Source organism: Eggerthella guodeyinii (assembly GCF_009834925.2).
Taxonomy (GTDB): domain Bacteria; phylum Actinomycetota; class Coriobacteriia; order Coriobacteriales; family Eggerthellaceae; genus Eggerthella; species Eggerthella guodeyinii.
In genome coordinates this window covers 3,858,736-3,874,423 of the sequence record NZ_CP063310.1, presented here as the reverse complement: position 1 = coordinate 3,874,423, position 15,688 = coordinate 3,858,736, and the positions used below count along the sequence as shown (strand labels likewise).

Here is a 15,688-nt window from a genome sequence, read left to right as displayed (position 1 = left end):
TAGAGCGTTGGGGATTCTACGTTCGACAAAGGAGGCATTATGGGATCTGAAACAATGAAGGGTAGCAACTACGCATGGGCGATCGCCATCGCCTGCGTAGCCTTCTACGCTATACCGCTTGGCTTCGTGGCCAACCAAGCGGGCCTGTTCGCGTCGCCGGTCATGGAGGAGTTCGGCTGGTCCCGCACCGACGCGACGCTGTACATGTCCATCCAGCCGTGGGTGGCGGCCATCTGCACGCCGTTCGCCGGCAAGCTCATCACCAAGTTCAATCCCCGCTGGGTGATGACCGCTGCCGCCGCCGTGTTCGGCTTGGCATCGCTCGCGTGCGCCTGGTTCACCGAGCCGTGGCAGTGGAACGTGTACGGCGTGCTGTACGGCGCGTCCGCCGCGTTCTGGATGTACATCGCCACGCCGACGTTCATCAACCGTTGGTTCGCCAAGAGCAACGGCACCGTCATCGGCGTCATCGGCGTGTGCGCGTCGCTGCTGGGCGCGTTCATGAGCCCGGTTATCCAGGGTTGGATCAGCGGTTACGGCTGGCACACCGCCCGTATCATCATCAGCGTGATCGCGCTTGTTGCGTCCGTCGTGCTGACCGCGGCGCTGCTGCGCGAGTCGCCCGAGAAGATGGGCGTGCTGCCCTGGGGCTACGGCGCTGCTGAGGTCGCATCCGCAAAGTCCGAGGCCAAGTCCGTTATCGACGTTGCCGCCGACGAGGGCGCCACGGCTGCGCAGGCGCGCAAGAATCCCGCGCTGTGGCTGCTCATCATCATGGCCGGCTTCTTCGTGATCGCTGCCGGCATGATGCAGCAGTTCTCGTCCTATGCTTCCACCGGCGCGCTCGGCGCGGCCGTGGGCGCCATGGGCGTGACCGTGTGCATGATCGGCCAGCTGTTCGGCAAGTTCGGCCTGGGTTGGCTGTGCGACCACACCGGCGCCCGCGTCTCCGGCGTGGTGGCCAGCGTCTTCGGCGCGCTCGGCATCGCCATCGTGCTGTTCAGCGTCGACAACGCCATGATGTTCTACGTGGGCGTGTTCCTGTTCGGCATCGGCTTCGCGGCGCTCAACATCGTGCCGCCCATGGCGTGCCGCCAGGCGTTCGGTCAGAAGGACTACGCCAACATCTTCTCGATGGTGGCCACCGGCCTCAACGTGTTCTCCGGTTTCTCGGCGCTCATCTACGCGCAAATCTTCGACATCACCGGATCGTTCGCCGGCTGCTTCTACCTCATCATCGGCTTCTACGTGGTGACGCTCATCTGCTCGCTCGTGATCGTCCCGATGGGCCGCCGCTCCTGGGCGAAGAAGTAAGCTCGCCCGCGCTTCGCACCCAATCGCACAACGGGCCGCCCCTTTGGGCGGCCCGTTTGCGTGGTGGGCGTGGCTTGGAAACGGTGTCGAGGCAGCCTCGCCCTTCGTTACCGGTACCAGTCCATCACTTGCTTGTAGAGGGGGAGGATCTGCTGACGCTGCGCGCGGAAGGCGGCTTCGGCGGCGTGCAGCTCGACCACCGTGTCGTCGGTCGCGTCGGCAACATCCACGCTCAGCGCTTTCTCGAGGCGCTTGCGGGTTTGCTTGTACGTGCTTTTCGCGCCGTGGCTCATCTTCTTCTTCGCCGCGCTGTAGTAGTCGTTCGTCGCCCCGATGAACGCGTAGCACTCGAGCATCTTCTGGATGAGGTCGCGGGTGGCCCGGTCGGCCGCCTCGTGCTCGCGCGCGTCGGCTAAGGCCTGCTGGATGTCGCTCTGGGTGACGACGTCTCCGGCGGTGAACACGACGATCTCCGCGTTGCTCCGGTCCAGGTTCGCGGCCGACACGGTCAAGACGCCCGTCGCGTCCAGCTCGAACCGCAGCTCGATCTGGGGCACGCCCGCGCCGCTCCACTTGATGTTGCGCACTCGGATGCGGCACAGCTCGATGCCGTCGCGCGCGAGCGGGCGGTTCCCCATGAGGACGTGGAACTCCGCGGCCATCTGGAACGAGTCGGCCGTGGAGAACATCGTGGACGCCGTATGGGGCACGCGCACGTCGCTCGGGACCACCTCGGACACGTAGCCGCCCGGCAGCTCCACGTTGAGGGCCAGAGGCAGCAGGCCGTCGGGCAGCTCCACCTGTATGCGCGCCTCGGGCTCGTCGACGCGAACCATATTCTGATAGAGGTCGGAAGCCTTGCTCGCCATAGTCGCTCCTCCTGCATCGATCGGGTATCCCTTGCCTCGATCATCGCAAAAATCATGCCATGTTGGCATCAATTTTGCAGTGGATTTCGCAGCCGCTCTCCTGGGTGGCAACGTCGAGAAGGAGGAACCGTATGAAAGCTCAAGATTGCCCGAAGTTCGGCCCGCTGCAAGGGGTGAAGGTGGTCAACCTCACCATGGCCATCGCGGGCCCGTTCGCCTGCAGCCTGCTGGCCGACCTGGGCGCCGAGGTCATCGGCGTGGAAAGCCCGCGCGGCCGCGACACCTCGCGTCCCACCAATCAGGCGTTGCAGGGGTGGGGCACGCAGATGGAGCGACGCAACACGCGCTCGCTGTGCATGAACGTGAAGGACGGCGCGGGCCGCGCCTGGTTCTTCGAGCTGCTCAAGCAGGCGGACATCCTCGTGGACGGCTTCCGCGGCGGCCAGATGGCGAAGTGGGGCATGACCGACGAAGCGTTGTGGGAGGTCAACCCGAAGCTGACCATCGCGCACATCTCGGGCTTCGGTCAGACGGGCGATCCGGCGTACGTGTCGCGCGCCTCGTTCGACGGCATCGGCCAGGCCTACGGCTGCTTCATGGAGATGAACGGCTATCCCGATCGTCTGCCGGTGCTCGCGTTTCCCCAGGTGTCGGACTACTACGCGGGCTTCATGGCCAGCATCGGCGCGCTGGCCGGCTACATCAACGCGCAGCGAACCGGCAAGGGCGACAGCGTGGACGTTGCCCAGTACGAGGCCATGCTGCGCTGCGAGGGCTTCTATGCGCTGAACTACCTGAACACGGGCGCGCTGCCCGTGCGCGAGGGGTCGCACAGCACATCGAGCGCCGGCTACGGCACCTACATCTGCCAGGACGGCGTGCCCATCTACACGCTCATCCTGGGTCCCGGCGTGGTGCGCGCCGCGCTGCCCGTGTTCGGTTTGGAGTACGGCAGCGAGCTGTTCCCCGAAGGCACGCCGGTCATCTCGTTCGGCAGCGAGGCCGGTAACGTGTTGGAGGAGGCGATGGAGGCGTTCTTCGGGTCGCACACCGCCGAGGAGGCCGAGCGCATCATGCTGGATGCGGGCGTTCCGTGCAGCCGCATCTACACCTTTGAGATGGCCGAGCAGGATCCCCACTACCAGGCGCGCGAAAGCTTCACGTCGTGGAAGAACTCCTACGACGACGAATCCATCCGCGGGGTGAACGTGGTGCCCCGCATGAAGAACAACCCCGGTCAGATTTGGCGCGGCATGCCGCTCGTGGGCGCCGACAACGAGGACATCCTCGAAGAGCTGGGCGCCACGCCCGACGACGTCGCCAGCCTCTACGACGAGCAGCTCCTCAAGAAGGAGAACGGCCCCTTCGGGTAATGTGATAGGGGGACGGGGCGCGACGTATGTCTCGCCCCGTCATTCCGGGAATACTGGAAGAGACGGGTTTGACGTCTCAGGGTCGAGCGCTGAATCGGGACAAGGGGTCGCGACGCTGATCCTCGATATAGTAGACATGCACCTCGCCGCGATCGTCGGACACTTCATAATAGATGCTGTAGTGTCCAGCGTAGGCTACCATTACCGGCTCCTTGGGTCTCGCGGCTTCGTATACGGGATCGTACGTGCGTCCGATTCCGGGGACGGTGTCGAGAATGGAGAGGACCTTGTCGATTCTCGCCCTATCGGCCCTTGAGGCAATGGTGCTTATCGCCTCAAGGGCCGTAGGGGATATGATCACCTCGTAGGTTTCCGGCCCGTTCTCCTCGTGCAGCTCGTCCATCAAAGGCCCAATTCTTCGCGCACTTCGCGATAGGGCCTGCCGAGACCTCGCCGAATCTCATCGCGGCCTTGCTTGATCCCCTCCAACGTGCGCATTTCGCGTTTGTAAGCCAAATCGCGCAGCTCCATGGCCTCGTCGAATGCCTGCGCATCCATGACAACGAGATCGACGCCGCCGTTGCGCGTGATGTAGATGGGTTGACGTGTTTCGCGGCACAGGGCCGAGACCTCGCCGATGTTGCGTTGCAGGTCAGTTGTGGTTTTTGTAATCACCGTCATACCAGCCTCCTGTCATGTTTGTCTCGATTCATTCTACCAGGTTATCTGATAATTATCTGATTTGATATCGGAATCTTACGCAAACAGCATGCCGGAATGATATAGGGCGAGACAGGGGGGGGCGGGGACGATGTCTCATTCCCCGCCCCCCCCCGCTTCGCCGAATAGCATTCCGAATGAGACATCGTCCTCCCCCCCGTCTCTTGTCCCGCCCCCGTCCCATTCCAACTTGGCACGGTATTTGCTTTCTGTTCTCCATCGGAAGTTTCAGGGGATTTTGAGACAAGGAGATGAGGACATGGGCACTGCACGTACCAAAGGAGCCGTGTGGGCTTGGCTCGTCGTTATCGGGTGCATCGGCTTCTATTCGATTCCGACGGGCATCGTCGGCAACACCTCGGGTATTTTTGTCGCTCCGGTGATGGATCAGTTCGGTTGGACGCAAACCGACACCACCATGTACCGCACCATCCAGCCGCTCGTCGCAGCCGTGTGCGCGCCGATCGCCGGCAAGCTGATGGAGAAGTACAACCCGCGCTGGATCCTCGCCGCGGTGTCGGCGGCCTTCGGCCTGGCGTCGTGGGCGAGCGCCTACGCCACCGAGCTGTGGCAGTGGAACCTCTACGGCGTCGTGTACGGCGTGACGTCGGCGTTCTACATGTACCTCGCGGCCCCCGTCCTGATCAACGCCTGGTTCAAGAAGAGCGCCGGTTTGGCCATCAGCATCACGGCGGCGGTGCTGTCCATCCTGGCCGCCGTGGCCAGCCCGGTGGGGCAAGAGCTGATCAACCAGTTCGGCTGGCAGACGGCGCGCGCCGCGCTGTCCATCGTCACCACGGTGCTGTCGGTGGTGCTGACGGTGGCGTTCGTGCGCAAGAGCCCGTCGGTGATGGGGCTGCTGCCGTTCGGCGCGGGCGAGAAGGACGCGTCCGACGACAAGCTCGCCGCGGCCCCCGAGGCCGACGAGGGCGCCACGGTGGCGCAGGCCATCAAGTCGCCCGGCCTCTACCTGCTCATCCTCGTGGCCTGCATCTTCGTCATGTGCGCCGCGTTCTTCCAGCAGATCCCCGCGTTCGCCGCGCACGGCGCGCTGGGCGCGAGCGCGGGCGCCATGGCCGTGTCCATCATCATGGTGGGCGGCGTGATGTTCAAGCTGCTGCTGGGCGCGCTCAACGACAAGATCGGCGTCAAGTACACGGGCATCATCGCCGCGTCGTGCGGCGCCATCGGCATCCTGCTCGCCTACGTCGCCGGCGAGAACGTGGCCCTGTTCTACGCGGGCATGGTGGTGTTCGGCGGCGGCTACGCGGGCCTCACGGTCATCGCTCCCATGCTGGCGCGCGCGGCCTTCGGCTCGCTCAACTACTCGCAAATCTACTCCTGGGTGTCCACGGGCATCTTCATCGCAACGGCCGTGTCGTTCTTGGTGTACGGCATGATCTACGACACGACGGGCTCGTTCGACCTGTGCTTCATCCTGGTCATCGCCCTGTACGTGCTGGCCGTCGTCCTGGTTCCCATCACGCTTGCGCTGTCCCAGAAGTCGTGGAAGCGCAGCGATCGGTAAATCGCGCAATCGAGAGAAAGAGGAGAACGACCCGGTGGATGAAGAAGTATTCGATGTCATGATCGTCGGCGGCGGCCTGGCCGGCTGCGCGGCGGCGTACGCGTTGGCGAAGGCCGGCGTGGAGGTGGTCGTGGTGGAGCGCGGCCCGTTCAGCGGCTCCAAGAACATGACGGGCGGCCGCCTGTACGGTCACAGCCTTGAAAAGCTCATACCGGGCTTCGCGGCATCAGCGCCGGTGGAGCGGCTGATCACGCGCGAGCGCCTGTCGTTCCTCACCGACGACAGCGCCACCACGATGGACTTCGCGAGCACGTCTCTGGGCGCGCCGGTGTGCGCTTCGTACGCGGTGCTGCGCGCCTCGTTCGACCAGTGGTTGGCCGAGCAGGCGGAGAACGAGGGCGCGCTGTTCGTCAACGAGATCCGCGTGGACGACCTCATCGTGCGCGACGGCCGCGTGTGCGGCGTGCATGCGGGCGAGGACGACATGGAGGCGAAGGTGGTGCTGCTGGCCGACGGCGCGGTGTCGCTGCTGGGCCAGAAGCTGGGCATGGTCGCGCCGCTCGACCCGCACGCCATGGCGGTGTCGGCCAAAGAGGTCATCCAGCTGGACGAGAAAACGGTGTCGGATCGCTTCGGCTGCGCGCCGGGCGAGGGCTGCGCCTGGCTGTTCGACGGGTCGTGCACCGACGGGCACATCGGCGGCGGCTTCCTGTACACGAACCGCGACAGCATCTCGCTGGGCGTGGTCACCACCATCGGCGACATCGACCACAGCGACACCTCGGTGCCCGAGATGCTCAAGCGCCTGGAGCGCCATCCCGTAGTGGCGCCGCTCATCGAGGGCGGCACCCTGCGCGAATACACGGGCCGCATGATCCTCGAGGGCGGTATCGCCGCCGTCCCCGAGCTCGTGCGCGACGGCGTGCTCATCGCGGGCGACGCCGCGGGCTTCGGGCTGAACACCGGCTACTGCGTGCGCGGCATGGACTTCGCCATCGAATCGGGACGCTTGGCGGCCGAGGCCATCCTCAAGGCGCGCGAAGCCGACGACTACGGCGCCGCCAGCCTGGGCGTGTACCGCACGCTGCTCGACGAGAGCTTCGTGATGCAGGACCTGAGGTTCTATCGCGGCTTCCCCTCCTTCATGGAGCAGACGCGGCGCATGTTCATTGAGTACCCCGTCATGTTGGAGGACCTCATGCTGGGCATGTTCCGCGTGGACGGAGCGCCGCCGAAGAAGCTGACGAAGAAGGCCCTGGCGGCCGCGAAGGGCGTGGGCCTCATGGCCCTGGCGAACGATGCGCGAAAGGGGTTGAAGGCGCTGTGATCCAGCAGATGACGGTTGAAGAGAAGCTTGCCGCGGACAAGTTCCACGTAGACGAGGAGTGCGCCCACATCGAAGCGGACAAGGCGGCCAGCAGGAACGACATCGAACGATTGGCGAAGCTGTGCCCGGCGGGCCTGTACGTGATCGACGAGCAGGGAAACTTGAGCTTCGACTACGCCGGATGCCTGGAGTGCGGCACGTGCCTCGTGGCCGCCAAGGGCACGGTGATCACGTCGTGGAACTACCCGCGCGGCGGCATGGGCGTGGAATTTCGCCTGGGTTAGGAACACCGAGAGAGGACTTGAGACTATGAGCACGCAGTACCCCATCCTGGGATCGCCGTTGCAGGTGAACGGCGTCACCTTGAAGAACCGCATGATCACCACGTCCATGTCGCCGGGCGCGGGCTACGTGACGAAGGACAACCGTCCCACGCAGCGTTTGGCGAACTACCTGGAGGAACGGGCCGAAGGACAGACGGCCCTCATCATCCAAACCATCTGCCCGTGGAAGCGCAATGAGATCGACCCCGACCACATCCACGAACTGCCCAGCTGCTACGACGAAAGCTGCATTCCCGACCTGCAGCGCTACCTGGTCGAGCCGGTGCACAAGCACGGCGGCCTCATCTGCGCGCAGCCGTACTACGTACACGATTGGAAGCCCGACGCCGAGACGCCGGAAGGCCCCTACGGCCCGTCCGATATCGCCATCCTCAAGTTCATGGGCGGCTTCCGCGCCATGACGCTCGAGCAGATCGAGGCGTTCAAGCAGCAGTTCTTCAACGCGGCGCGCGTGTGCAAGGCGGCCGGATTCGACGCCATCGAAGTCATGGCCGGCGTGGGCGGCATCCTGTCGCGCTTCATGGCGCTCGCCACCAACAACCGCACCGACGAATACGGCGGCAGCCTGGAGAACCGCGTGAAGCTGACGCTCGAGGTGATCCGCGGCGTGCGCGAAGCGGTGGGGCCGGAGTTCCCCATCGTGGTGCGCTGGTCGCCCGTCGACTTCATCAAGAGCCCCGCGGGCCCGGGCCTGTCCATGGAGGAGGCGCTGCGCATCGCGCCGATGCTGGAAGAAGCGGGCTGCGACCTGCACGATCTGGCCGTGGGCTGGCACGAGACCAGCGAGCCGCTCACCACGAAGGTCATCGAGGACGGCCACTGGACGTTCATCTCCCAGCAGATCAAGACCGTGGCGAAGAAGCCGGTGGCGCAGGGGTACCGCAACACCGATCCGCGCGTGATGGAGCGGAACCTGCAGGACGGCAAGATGGACGTGGTGGCCGGGTTGCGCTACAGCATCGCCGACCCGGCATTGCCCCGCAAGGTGATGGAGGACCGCACCTGCGACATGCGCCTGTGCATCGTGTGCTGCCGCTGCTTGGACGACGTGGTGAGCCAGGGCAAACCGCTCAACAACTGCGGCGTGAACCCGCGCTTGGGCGAGGAGCTCGACCACGAGGCGTTTCCGCCGGCGCAGAGCGCCAAGAAGGTGATGGTGGTGGGCTCGGGGCCGGCCGGCATCAACGCGGCGCTGACGGCGGCACAGCGCGGCCATGCCGTGGACCTGTACGAGGAAGGCCCGCGCCTCGGCGGATGCGTGAAGATGAGCAGCATCTTCAGCCCCTACCACGAACGCTACCTGGACTACCTCCTCACGCAGGTGAAGCAGCATCCCGAGATCACCGTGCACCTCAAGACGAAGGTCACGCCCGAGACGGTGCGGCAGGCCAAGCCCGACGCGGCCATCGTGGCCGTGGGCGGCAAGCCCGTGGGGCTGGACGTGCCGGGCGCCGACGGCAAGAACGTCGTGTCGTCGCACGATTTCCTCGAGATGATCAACGGCCACAAGCCTGCGGGGAAGAAGGGCGCGCTCAACAGCTTCATGTGGGGTGCGGGCTCGCTGTTCCTCAGCATGTACTACACGCCGTCGTTCGCGCGCACGATGACCGAGAAGTCGCCGTGGCCCATCGGCCGCAGCGTCGCCATCGTCGGCGGCGGCCTGCCGGGCTGCGAGTTCGGCCACCTGTGCATGGAGACGGGCCGCACCACCGCCATCATCGAGGAGCGCAAGAAGGTGGGCTTCGACGTGGGCGGTTCGGACCGCTTCGGGCTGATCAGCGGTTTCAAGAAGGCCGAGAACGTCGAGATGTACCCGCTCACGCGCGTTACGGCCATCACCGAGGAGGGCGTGAAGGCCGTGCAAACCACGCCGGAGGGCGACAAGGAGCTGTTCATCCCCGCCAAGACCGTGGCCATCACGCTGGGTCTTGCCGAGAACCACGATCTGGGCGAGGCATGCAAGCCGCTCGTGAACGAGGTGTACCTCGTGGGCGACTGCGAGACGCCGGGGCGCATCGCCGACGCAACCAAGATGGGCTATCGCGCGGCATGCGCGCTGTAGGAGAGGAAACGCGAGTGAGTGCTATGACCGAACAACCTGTCATCCCGAGCGAAGGCGGCGAAATCGCCGGAGCCGACGGATCTCCTGCGTGCGCTTCCGCGCACGACGTCGTGTACGCCGAGCGGCTCGAAGGGGGCATCGAGGTCGTCTACCTGAACCAGCCGCGCAAGAAGAACGCCCTGTCCGGCGAGATGATGAGCAAGCTCGACGGGCTGCTGCGCGCGGCGGACGTCGACGACGGCGTGCGCGTGGTGGTGCTGCGCGGCGCGGGGACCGACTTCTCGAGCGGCGGGGACCTCGATCAGGGCCCCGCGCTCGAGCCCGGCCCCGAGGGCGCGCGCAAGACGCTGCGCCGGTACCTGGCCGTGATCCGCACGATCCGCACGATGTCGAAGCCGGTGATCGCGATGGTGGACGGCTACGCCGTGGGCGGCGCATTCGCGCTCGTGTGCGCGTCCGACCTCGTGTGCGCGTCCGAGCGCGCGCAGTTCGTGCCGGCGTTCTGCCAGATCGGCATCGTGCCCGAGATGGGCATGATGAAGCTGCTGCCCGATTTGGTGGGTCCGCAGCGTGCCAAGGAGCTGCTGTTCTTCGGCGGCAAGATCCCCGCGCTCCAGCTGTACGACTGGGGCGTGGTGAACCGGCTGTTCCCGGCCGAAACCCTGGAAGCCGACACGCTCTGGTTCGCGCGCCAGCTGGCGGGGATGCCCGACGCGTCCATCCAGCTGACGAAGAACATCATGAACGGGCTTGCCGACGGCAATCTGGAAGCGTGCCTGGAAGCCGAATCGACGGCGTCGCCGTTCTGCACGACGACGAAGGCGTACGCCGCCACCATGGAGAAATTTGCCCGCTGAACCCTGCGAAGGTGAGACGATATGGCACAGTGCAACGTAGCGGAACCGTTCCTGGCAAGCGTGCAGGCGCATCCCGATAAAACGGCCGTCGTGTTCGACGGACGCGAGATCACCTACGGCGCCATGAACGACCGCATCAACCAGATGGCGGGCATGCTCGCCGGCGACCTGGGCGTACGGCCGGGCGATCGCGTGGCCTACCTGCTGCCGAACTGCCCCGAGCTTCTGGAGGTGTACTATGCCATCCAGAAGCTCGGGGCGGTGGCCGTGCCTTTGAACTACAAGCTCATCCCGCGCGAGATCGGCTATCTGGTGAACGCGAGCGGGGCCGAGGTGCTCGTGTTCGCCCACCAGTTCGCTGCGGCGGTGGCCGAGGCGGCGCGCGCGTTTTCGGCCGACGTGGCGCTCGTCAGCGCAGGCGGGGAGGTGGATGGCGCGCTGGAGCTGGAGAGGGCGTGCGCCGGCCACGGCACTGCCGAGCCCCCGCTGTTCCGCGACCCGGACGCCCTGTCGCGCATCCAGTACACGGGCGGCTCCACGGGCCTGCCGAAGGGGGCCGCGCGCACCCATGCCGCCGACCTCGTGGAGCTCGATGCCATCATGGACTCGAACAGCATCGGCGACGACCCCGACAACGTGGTGCTCATCCAGTGCCCGCTCGAGCACCACGGCGGCCACAGCTGGTTCACCATCACGTTCGCGGCCGGGGCGACGCTGGTCATCTGCGAGGCGTTCAACGCCGAGCAGATCCTCCACTTCATCGAGTTCTACCGGGTGACGTACATGATTCTGCTGCCGCCCACCACGTACCTGCGCCTGCTGCGGTGCCCCACCATCGACCAGTGCGACCTCAGCTCGGTGCGCCTCGTGCAGAGCGCCGCCGGGGCCACCACGAAGCCCATCATCCAGGCCATCTACGACAAGTTCCCCAACGCGGTGCTCAACTACGGCTGGGGCCAGTCGGAAAGCGGCGCGGGCAGCAGCCTGAAGATCACGCGCGCGATGCTCGAGGCCGGCTCGCCCCTGCTGGAGAGCGTGGGGCGGCCGATGAAGCACGTGGAGATGAAGGTGGTGGACGAGGCCGGCTGCGAGGTGCCCGACGGCGAGGTGGGCGAAGCGCTGTTCCGCTCGGCGTCGGTGATGCGCGGCTACTACGGGCAGCGCGACCTCACCGACGAGGCGTTCACGCCCGACGGCTGGCTGCGCACGGGCGACCTCATGATGCGCGACGCGGAGGGGTACTACTACGTGCGGTCGCGCAAGAAGGACATGATCAAGTCGGGCGGCGAGAACGTGTTCGTCGCCGAGGTGGAGAACGTGCTGCGCACGCATCCCGATGTGGAGGATTGCGTCGTGTTCGGCACGAGCGACCCGGTGATGGGGGAGGCCGTGGCGGCCGTCATCCAGCCGCGTGCGGGCTCGAACCTCACGGCCGCCGAGGTGCAGACGCACTGTAAGGGCTACATCGCCAGCTACAAGAAGCCGCGCTACGTCGTGTTCATGGACGACCTGGGACGCGATGGCGCGGGCAAGGTGCGGAAGCTCGACGTCGTCGCGTACTTCGACGAGCGCAAGGAACAGGCCGCGCCGCGTCACCACGAGAAGCTGTGCAGCGACCCCGACATCTACCTCATCCAGGTGCCGTACTCGGGCGGCACGCCCATCGGTTACACGAACGCCTACCTCATCGTCACCGACGAGCGCAACCTGCTGGTGGACACCGGCGTGAGCCATGAGGCGTCCTACGAGGTGCTGCGTTCGGCGTTGCAGGATCTTCGCGTGGACATGGCGCGCACCGACGTGTTCGCTACGCACTTCCACATCGACCACCTGGGGCTGGTCGCGGCGCTTGCGCACGAGGACACGCGCGTGTACCTGAGCGCACGCGACGAGGAGGTGTTCCGCGGGCGGGGCGCGCGCTCGTATCGCGGCACGGTGAAGGCGCGGCTGGCGCGCGAGGGCTTCCCGCCGGACGAGTTGGACGAGCTTGAGCGCACCGATGCCAGCCTCATCCCGCGCGTGGAATGGCCCATGCCCGAGAGCTTCGTGAACCTGGCCGACGGGGACGAGGTGCGCTACGGCGACTATCGGATGCGGGCCGTGGACACGCCCGGGCACACGCCGGGGCACCAATGCCTGTACCTGCCCGATCAGAAGATCATGTTCTACGGCGACCACGTGCTGATGAACAGCTCGCCCAACATGGCGCCGTTCCCCGACGAGGCGGATTCCCTGGGAGACTACCTGCGCAGCCTGGACAAGGTGGCGCAGCTGCCGGTGGCGTTCGCCTGCATGGGCCACGGCTTCGTCGATCCGCGGCGGCAGGCCGAAGCCATGCCCGCGCGCATCGCGTGGCTGCGCCAGCATCACCAGCAGCGGCTCGACGAGATTCTCGCGCGAATCGACGAGGTTCCCGGCATGACTGGCACGGAACTTGCTAAGTCCATCACGTGGAACATTCCGCATGACACCTGGGAGGAGATCCCCATCATCCAGCGGTGGATCATCGTGTGCGAAACGCTGGCCCACCTCGACCACCTCAGGGGCGAAGGGCGGGTGCGCAGGGAGCGCGCGGGGGATGCGTACCGGTATTTCATGGGGCACTACGTACGGAGAACCGAAGGAAAGGAACGATGAGATGGATTTCAGTTTGACCGACGAGCAGCAGCTTCTGCTTGAGAGCCTCGACGAGCTGATGGAGCGCTATTGCACCGAGCAGTACATGAAGGAGTGCGACGAGAAGCACGAATGGCCGCACGAGTTCACCGACGCGCTGCTGGAGAACGGCTTCCAGATGTTGGGCGTGGACGAGGAGTTCGGCGGCACCCCCGTCGACGTGACCACGCTCATGCTGGTGGCCGAGCGCGTGTGCAAGAACGGCGCGCCCATCTACGTGTACGGCAACCTGTGCGCGCTCAAGGACATGACCGAGTACGGCACGCCCGAGCAGCAGGAGCAGTGCTTCGCCGAGGTGATGGCGGGACGCCCCGGATTCGTGCTGGGCTTCACCGAGCCGGGCGCGGGCAGCGACAGCTCTGCGCTGGCCAGCACCTACCAGCGTCGCGACGGCAAGGTGTACCTCAACGGCAGCAAGTCGTTCATGACGAACGCCGTGAATTCGAAGTACATGCTGTGCGTGGCTCGCGATGCCGACGACGACCCCGAGGAGCGCGCCAACCGCTCGCGCTTCTCCATGTGGTGGGTACCGCTGCGCGACGACGAGGGCAACCTGACCCCCGGCATCTCCATCGAGCCGCTCGAGAAGATCGGCTGGAACATGGGCAACACCTGCGAGCTGCACATGCAGGACGTGGAGCTCGAGGAGAAGGACCTCGTGGGCGTCGAGGGCAACGGCTTCATGCAGGCCATGGTGAACTTCGAGGTGGAGCGCTTGCTGGCGTGCGCCCAATCGCTGGGCGCCGCCGAGTGCGCGTTCGAGGACGCCACGCGCTACGCCACCCAGCGCATCCAGTTCGGCAAGCCCATCGGGCGCAACCAGCTCATCCAGGAGCACATCACCGACATGTACCTGAAGATCGAGAACATGCGCAACTGGGTGTACAAGACGGCGTGGAAGATCGACAACGGCGAGTCGGTGCAGATCGACTCCGCTGTGGCGAAGCTGTACTGCGGCCGCGCCGCCTTCGAGGTGTGCGACACCGCGCTGCAGGTGATGGGCGGCATCGGCTACACGAAGGACTGCCGCATCTCGCGTCTCTGGCGCGACCAGCGCGTCTACCGTATCGGGGCCGGAACCGACGAGATCATGATCCACATCGCCGGACGAGCCATCCAGAAGCAATTTCAGGAGTAGGTCGTCTGGCTTTCGTGCGCGGCGGATCGGCCTTCGGGATGCGCGGGTTGCGTCCGCCGCGCGACGCACCGTTCCCGCAGGAGGTTCGCGGGCGCATGGAGCGCGTGCACAAACCACCGAGAAAGGACTTCATCATGCCCCAAATCTTCAATCCCGTCGACGACCTCGTTGCGGAGCAATCCCTGGTTGATTCGCTCGTTGCCGACTTCACCGAGGACGACTGGAACCGTATGGCGTCGTACTGCACCACCTGGACGTTCAAGGACGTCATCTGCCACATCGCGTTCTTCGACTACTGCGCGGTCGAGCTGCTGGCCGGGCGCGGCGAGAGCGTGAACGCCGTGGCCGACGCCGCGTCCGAACAGGACGAGCACTACCATGTGATGGCGTTCCGCGACCAGAGCGGCGCCGATATCCTGAACTGGTGGCGCGAGCAGCGCACCCTTATGACGGCCGCCTTCATGGAGCTGGGCCCCAAGGGCCGCGTGCCGTGGGCCGCCGGCATCCCGCCCATGTCCGTGCGCTCGCTCGCGTCGGCGCGCCTCATGGAGCTGTGGGCGCACAGCGTGGACCTCTACGACGCGCTGGGCATCGACCCCGTGGTGAAAGAGCGCATCACCTCCACGCTGTTCCTCTCGTGGCAGGGCCGTCCGAACATGTACAACGTGAACGGCCTCGCGTTCAACCCCGAGATTCCCCTGTACCTCGAGCTGACGCTGCCGTCGGGCGAGCTGTGGGCGAAGGGCGAGCCGAACGACCAGAACTACATCAAGGGCTCGGCGAAGGACTGGGCGCTCGTGGCCATCCGCCGCCGCAACTGGATGGACACCGATCTCGAGGTGGTCGGCGACGAGGCGCGCACCTACGCCGGCATCGTGCAAACCTACGCCGGCCCCGCCGATCCGGCTCCGGAAGCGAAGAATCCGCGGTAGGCGCAGGGACGGTCCCCGAAGGCGCCGGTCCCCTTGGGGGCCTTCAGCGGTAGATCATGGGGACGGGGGAGCAGGTGGCGAAATCGGGGCACGTGTCGCAGTCCTCGCCGAGGTCGGGCGAAATGCGCTCGCGCGCCACCTGCTCGCACCCGAGTGCCGTGTAGAAGGGGACCGCCGGGCCGCGCGCGACGAACAGCAGCGCTCCGTAGCGCGCCCGCGCGTCCTCCATGAGGGCGCGTCCGACGCCCAGCCGCCGCGCCTGCGGATCGACCACGATGGGGCTGATGTACCAGCTGCCCTCGGCTTCGACGATGCGGATGAAGCCGACGATGCGCCCCTCGCTCAGCGCGACGTACGACGTTCCGCGCGGGGTGAGCGTGCCCATGCCGGCATCCTCGGCCAGGCGCGCGATGGTGTCGCCGTCGTGCTCGGTTGCTTCGCGAATGGTGAGGGTGCATGGATCGCACGTCATGAAGGGGTCCTTCCTGAGCTTTATCCATAGATTAGTGAAGTAATTAGCAAAAATCGTGCTAAAGTTTATAATATCT

At 65.7% G+C, this 15,688-nt stretch carries 14 protein-coding genes; 10 read left to right on the top strand and 4 right to left on the bottom strand.

Annotated features, from left to right (window positions below; genetic code table 11):
* The first annotated feature begins 39 nt into the window (after nt 1-39).
* On the top strand, nt 40-1,314 hold the full coding sequence (locus tag GS424_RS16630; protein ID WP_154332410.1) for an MFS transporter: 1,275 nt from the start codon (nt 40-42) through the stop codon (nt 1,312-1,314).
* Nucleotides 1,315-1,421: 107 nt separating this feature from the next.
* On the opposite strand, the gene GS424_RS16625 is transcribed toward GS424_RS16630, so the two are convergent.
* Nucleotides 1,422-2,183, bottom strand: coding sequence for an Hsp70 family protein (locus GS424_RS16625; protein WP_160941015.1), 762 nt, complete (start codon nt 2,181-2,183; stop codon nt 1,422-1,424).
* Nucleotides 2,184-2,314: 131 nt separating this feature from the next.
* Here GS424_RS16625 and GS424_RS16620 point away from each other — a divergent pair, with 131 nt between their 5' ends.
* On the top strand, nt 2,315-3,556 hold the full coding sequence (locus GS424_RS16620; RefSeq protein ID WP_160941016.1) for a CaiB/BaiF CoA transferase family protein: 1,242 nt from the start codon (nt 2,315-2,317) through the stop codon (nt 3,554-3,556).
* A 76-nt stretch (nt 3,557-3,632) separates the two neighbouring features.
* Here the strand turns inward: GS424_RS16620 and GS424_RS16615 are convergent, their stop codons facing one another.
* Together GS424_RS16615 and GS424_RS16610 are read right to left on the bottom strand one after the other, a co-directional pair.
* Entirely contained in the window at nt 3,633-3,959 is a 327-nt protein-coding gene (locus GS424_RS16615) for a hypothetical protein (protein WP_160941017.1), read from the bottom strand.
* Nucleotides 3,959-4,237 carry a type II toxin-antitoxin system prevent-host-death family antitoxin gene (locus tag GS424_RS16610; RefSeq protein ID WP_160941018.1) on the bottom strand — a complete coding sequence of 93 codons (279 nt, stop codon included), beginning with the start codon at nt 4,235-4,237 and terminating at the stop codon, nt 3,959-3,961. The genes GS424_RS16615 and GS424_RS16610 overlap by 1 nt, the downstream gene beginning before the upstream one ends.
* Before the next feature lie 298 nt (nt 4,238-4,535).
* Between GS424_RS16610 and GS424_RS16605 the strand changes: the two genes are divergently transcribed.
* The 8 genes from GS424_RS16605 to GS424_RS16570 all read left to right on the top strand — a co-directional run bounded on the left by GS424_RS16605 (nt 4,536) and on the right by GS424_RS16570 (nt 15,140).
* Complete coding sequence (locus tag GS424_RS16605; protein WP_160941019.1) at nt 4,536-5,804, top strand: MFS transporter; 1,269 nt, start codon at nt 4,536-4,538, stop codon at nt 5,802-5,804.
* Between the two features lie 34 nt (nt 5,805-5,838).
* The gene (locus GS424_RS16600) at nt 5,839-7,131 is read left to right on the top strand and encodes an FAD-dependent oxidoreductase (protein ID WP_160941020.1); all 1,293 of its coding nucleotides are present in this window, start codon (nt 5,839-5,841) and stop codon (nt 7,129-7,131) included.
* Nucleotides 7,128-7,415, top strand: coding sequence for a ferredoxin family protein (locus tag GS424_RS16595; protein WP_280527513.1), 288 nt, complete (start codon nt 7,128-7,130; stop codon nt 7,413-7,415). Before GS424_RS16600 ends, GS424_RS16595 begins: the two co-directional genes overlap by 4 nt.
* A gap of 25 nt (nt 7,416-7,440) precedes the next feature.
* Entirely contained in the window at nt 7,441-9,537 is a 2,097-nt protein-coding gene (locus GS424_RS16590) for an oxidoreductase (protein ID WP_160941021.1), read from the top strand.
* 23 nt (nt 9,538-9,560) lie between these two features.
* Complete coding sequence (locus tag GS424_RS16585) at nt 9,561-10,394, top strand: enoyl-CoA hydratase/isomerase family protein (RefSeq protein ID WP_244977599.1); 834 nt, start codon at nt 9,561-9,563, stop codon at nt 10,392-10,394.
* A 21-nt stretch (nt 10,395-10,415) separates the two neighbouring features.
* Nucleotides 10,416-13,031: an AMP-binding protein gene (locus GS424_RS16580; protein ID WP_160941023.1), complete on the top strand. Its 2,616-nt coding sequence runs from the start codon at nt 10,416-10,418 to the stop codon at nt 13,029-13,031.
* A 1-nt stretch (nt 13,032) separates the two neighbouring features.
* Nucleotides 13,033-14,208, top strand: a complete 1,176-nt coding sequence (locus GS424_RS16575) for an acyl-CoA dehydrogenase (protein WP_154332403.1) — start codon at nt 13,033-13,035, stop codon at nt 14,206-14,208.
* A 134-nt stretch (nt 14,209-14,342) separates the two neighbouring features.
* Entirely contained in the window at nt 14,343-15,140 is a 798-nt protein-coding gene (locus GS424_RS16570) for a TIGR03084 family metal-binding protein (protein ID WP_160941024.1), read from the top strand.
* A gap of 43 nt (nt 15,141-15,183) precedes the next feature.
* Here the strand turns inward: GS424_RS16570 and GS424_RS16565 are convergent, their stop codons facing one another.
* Entirely contained in the window at nt 15,184-15,612 is a 429-nt protein-coding gene (locus GS424_RS16565) for a GNAT family N-acetyltransferase (protein WP_160941025.1), read from the bottom strand.
* Between the last annotated feature and the right edge of the window lie 76 nt (nt 15,613-15,688).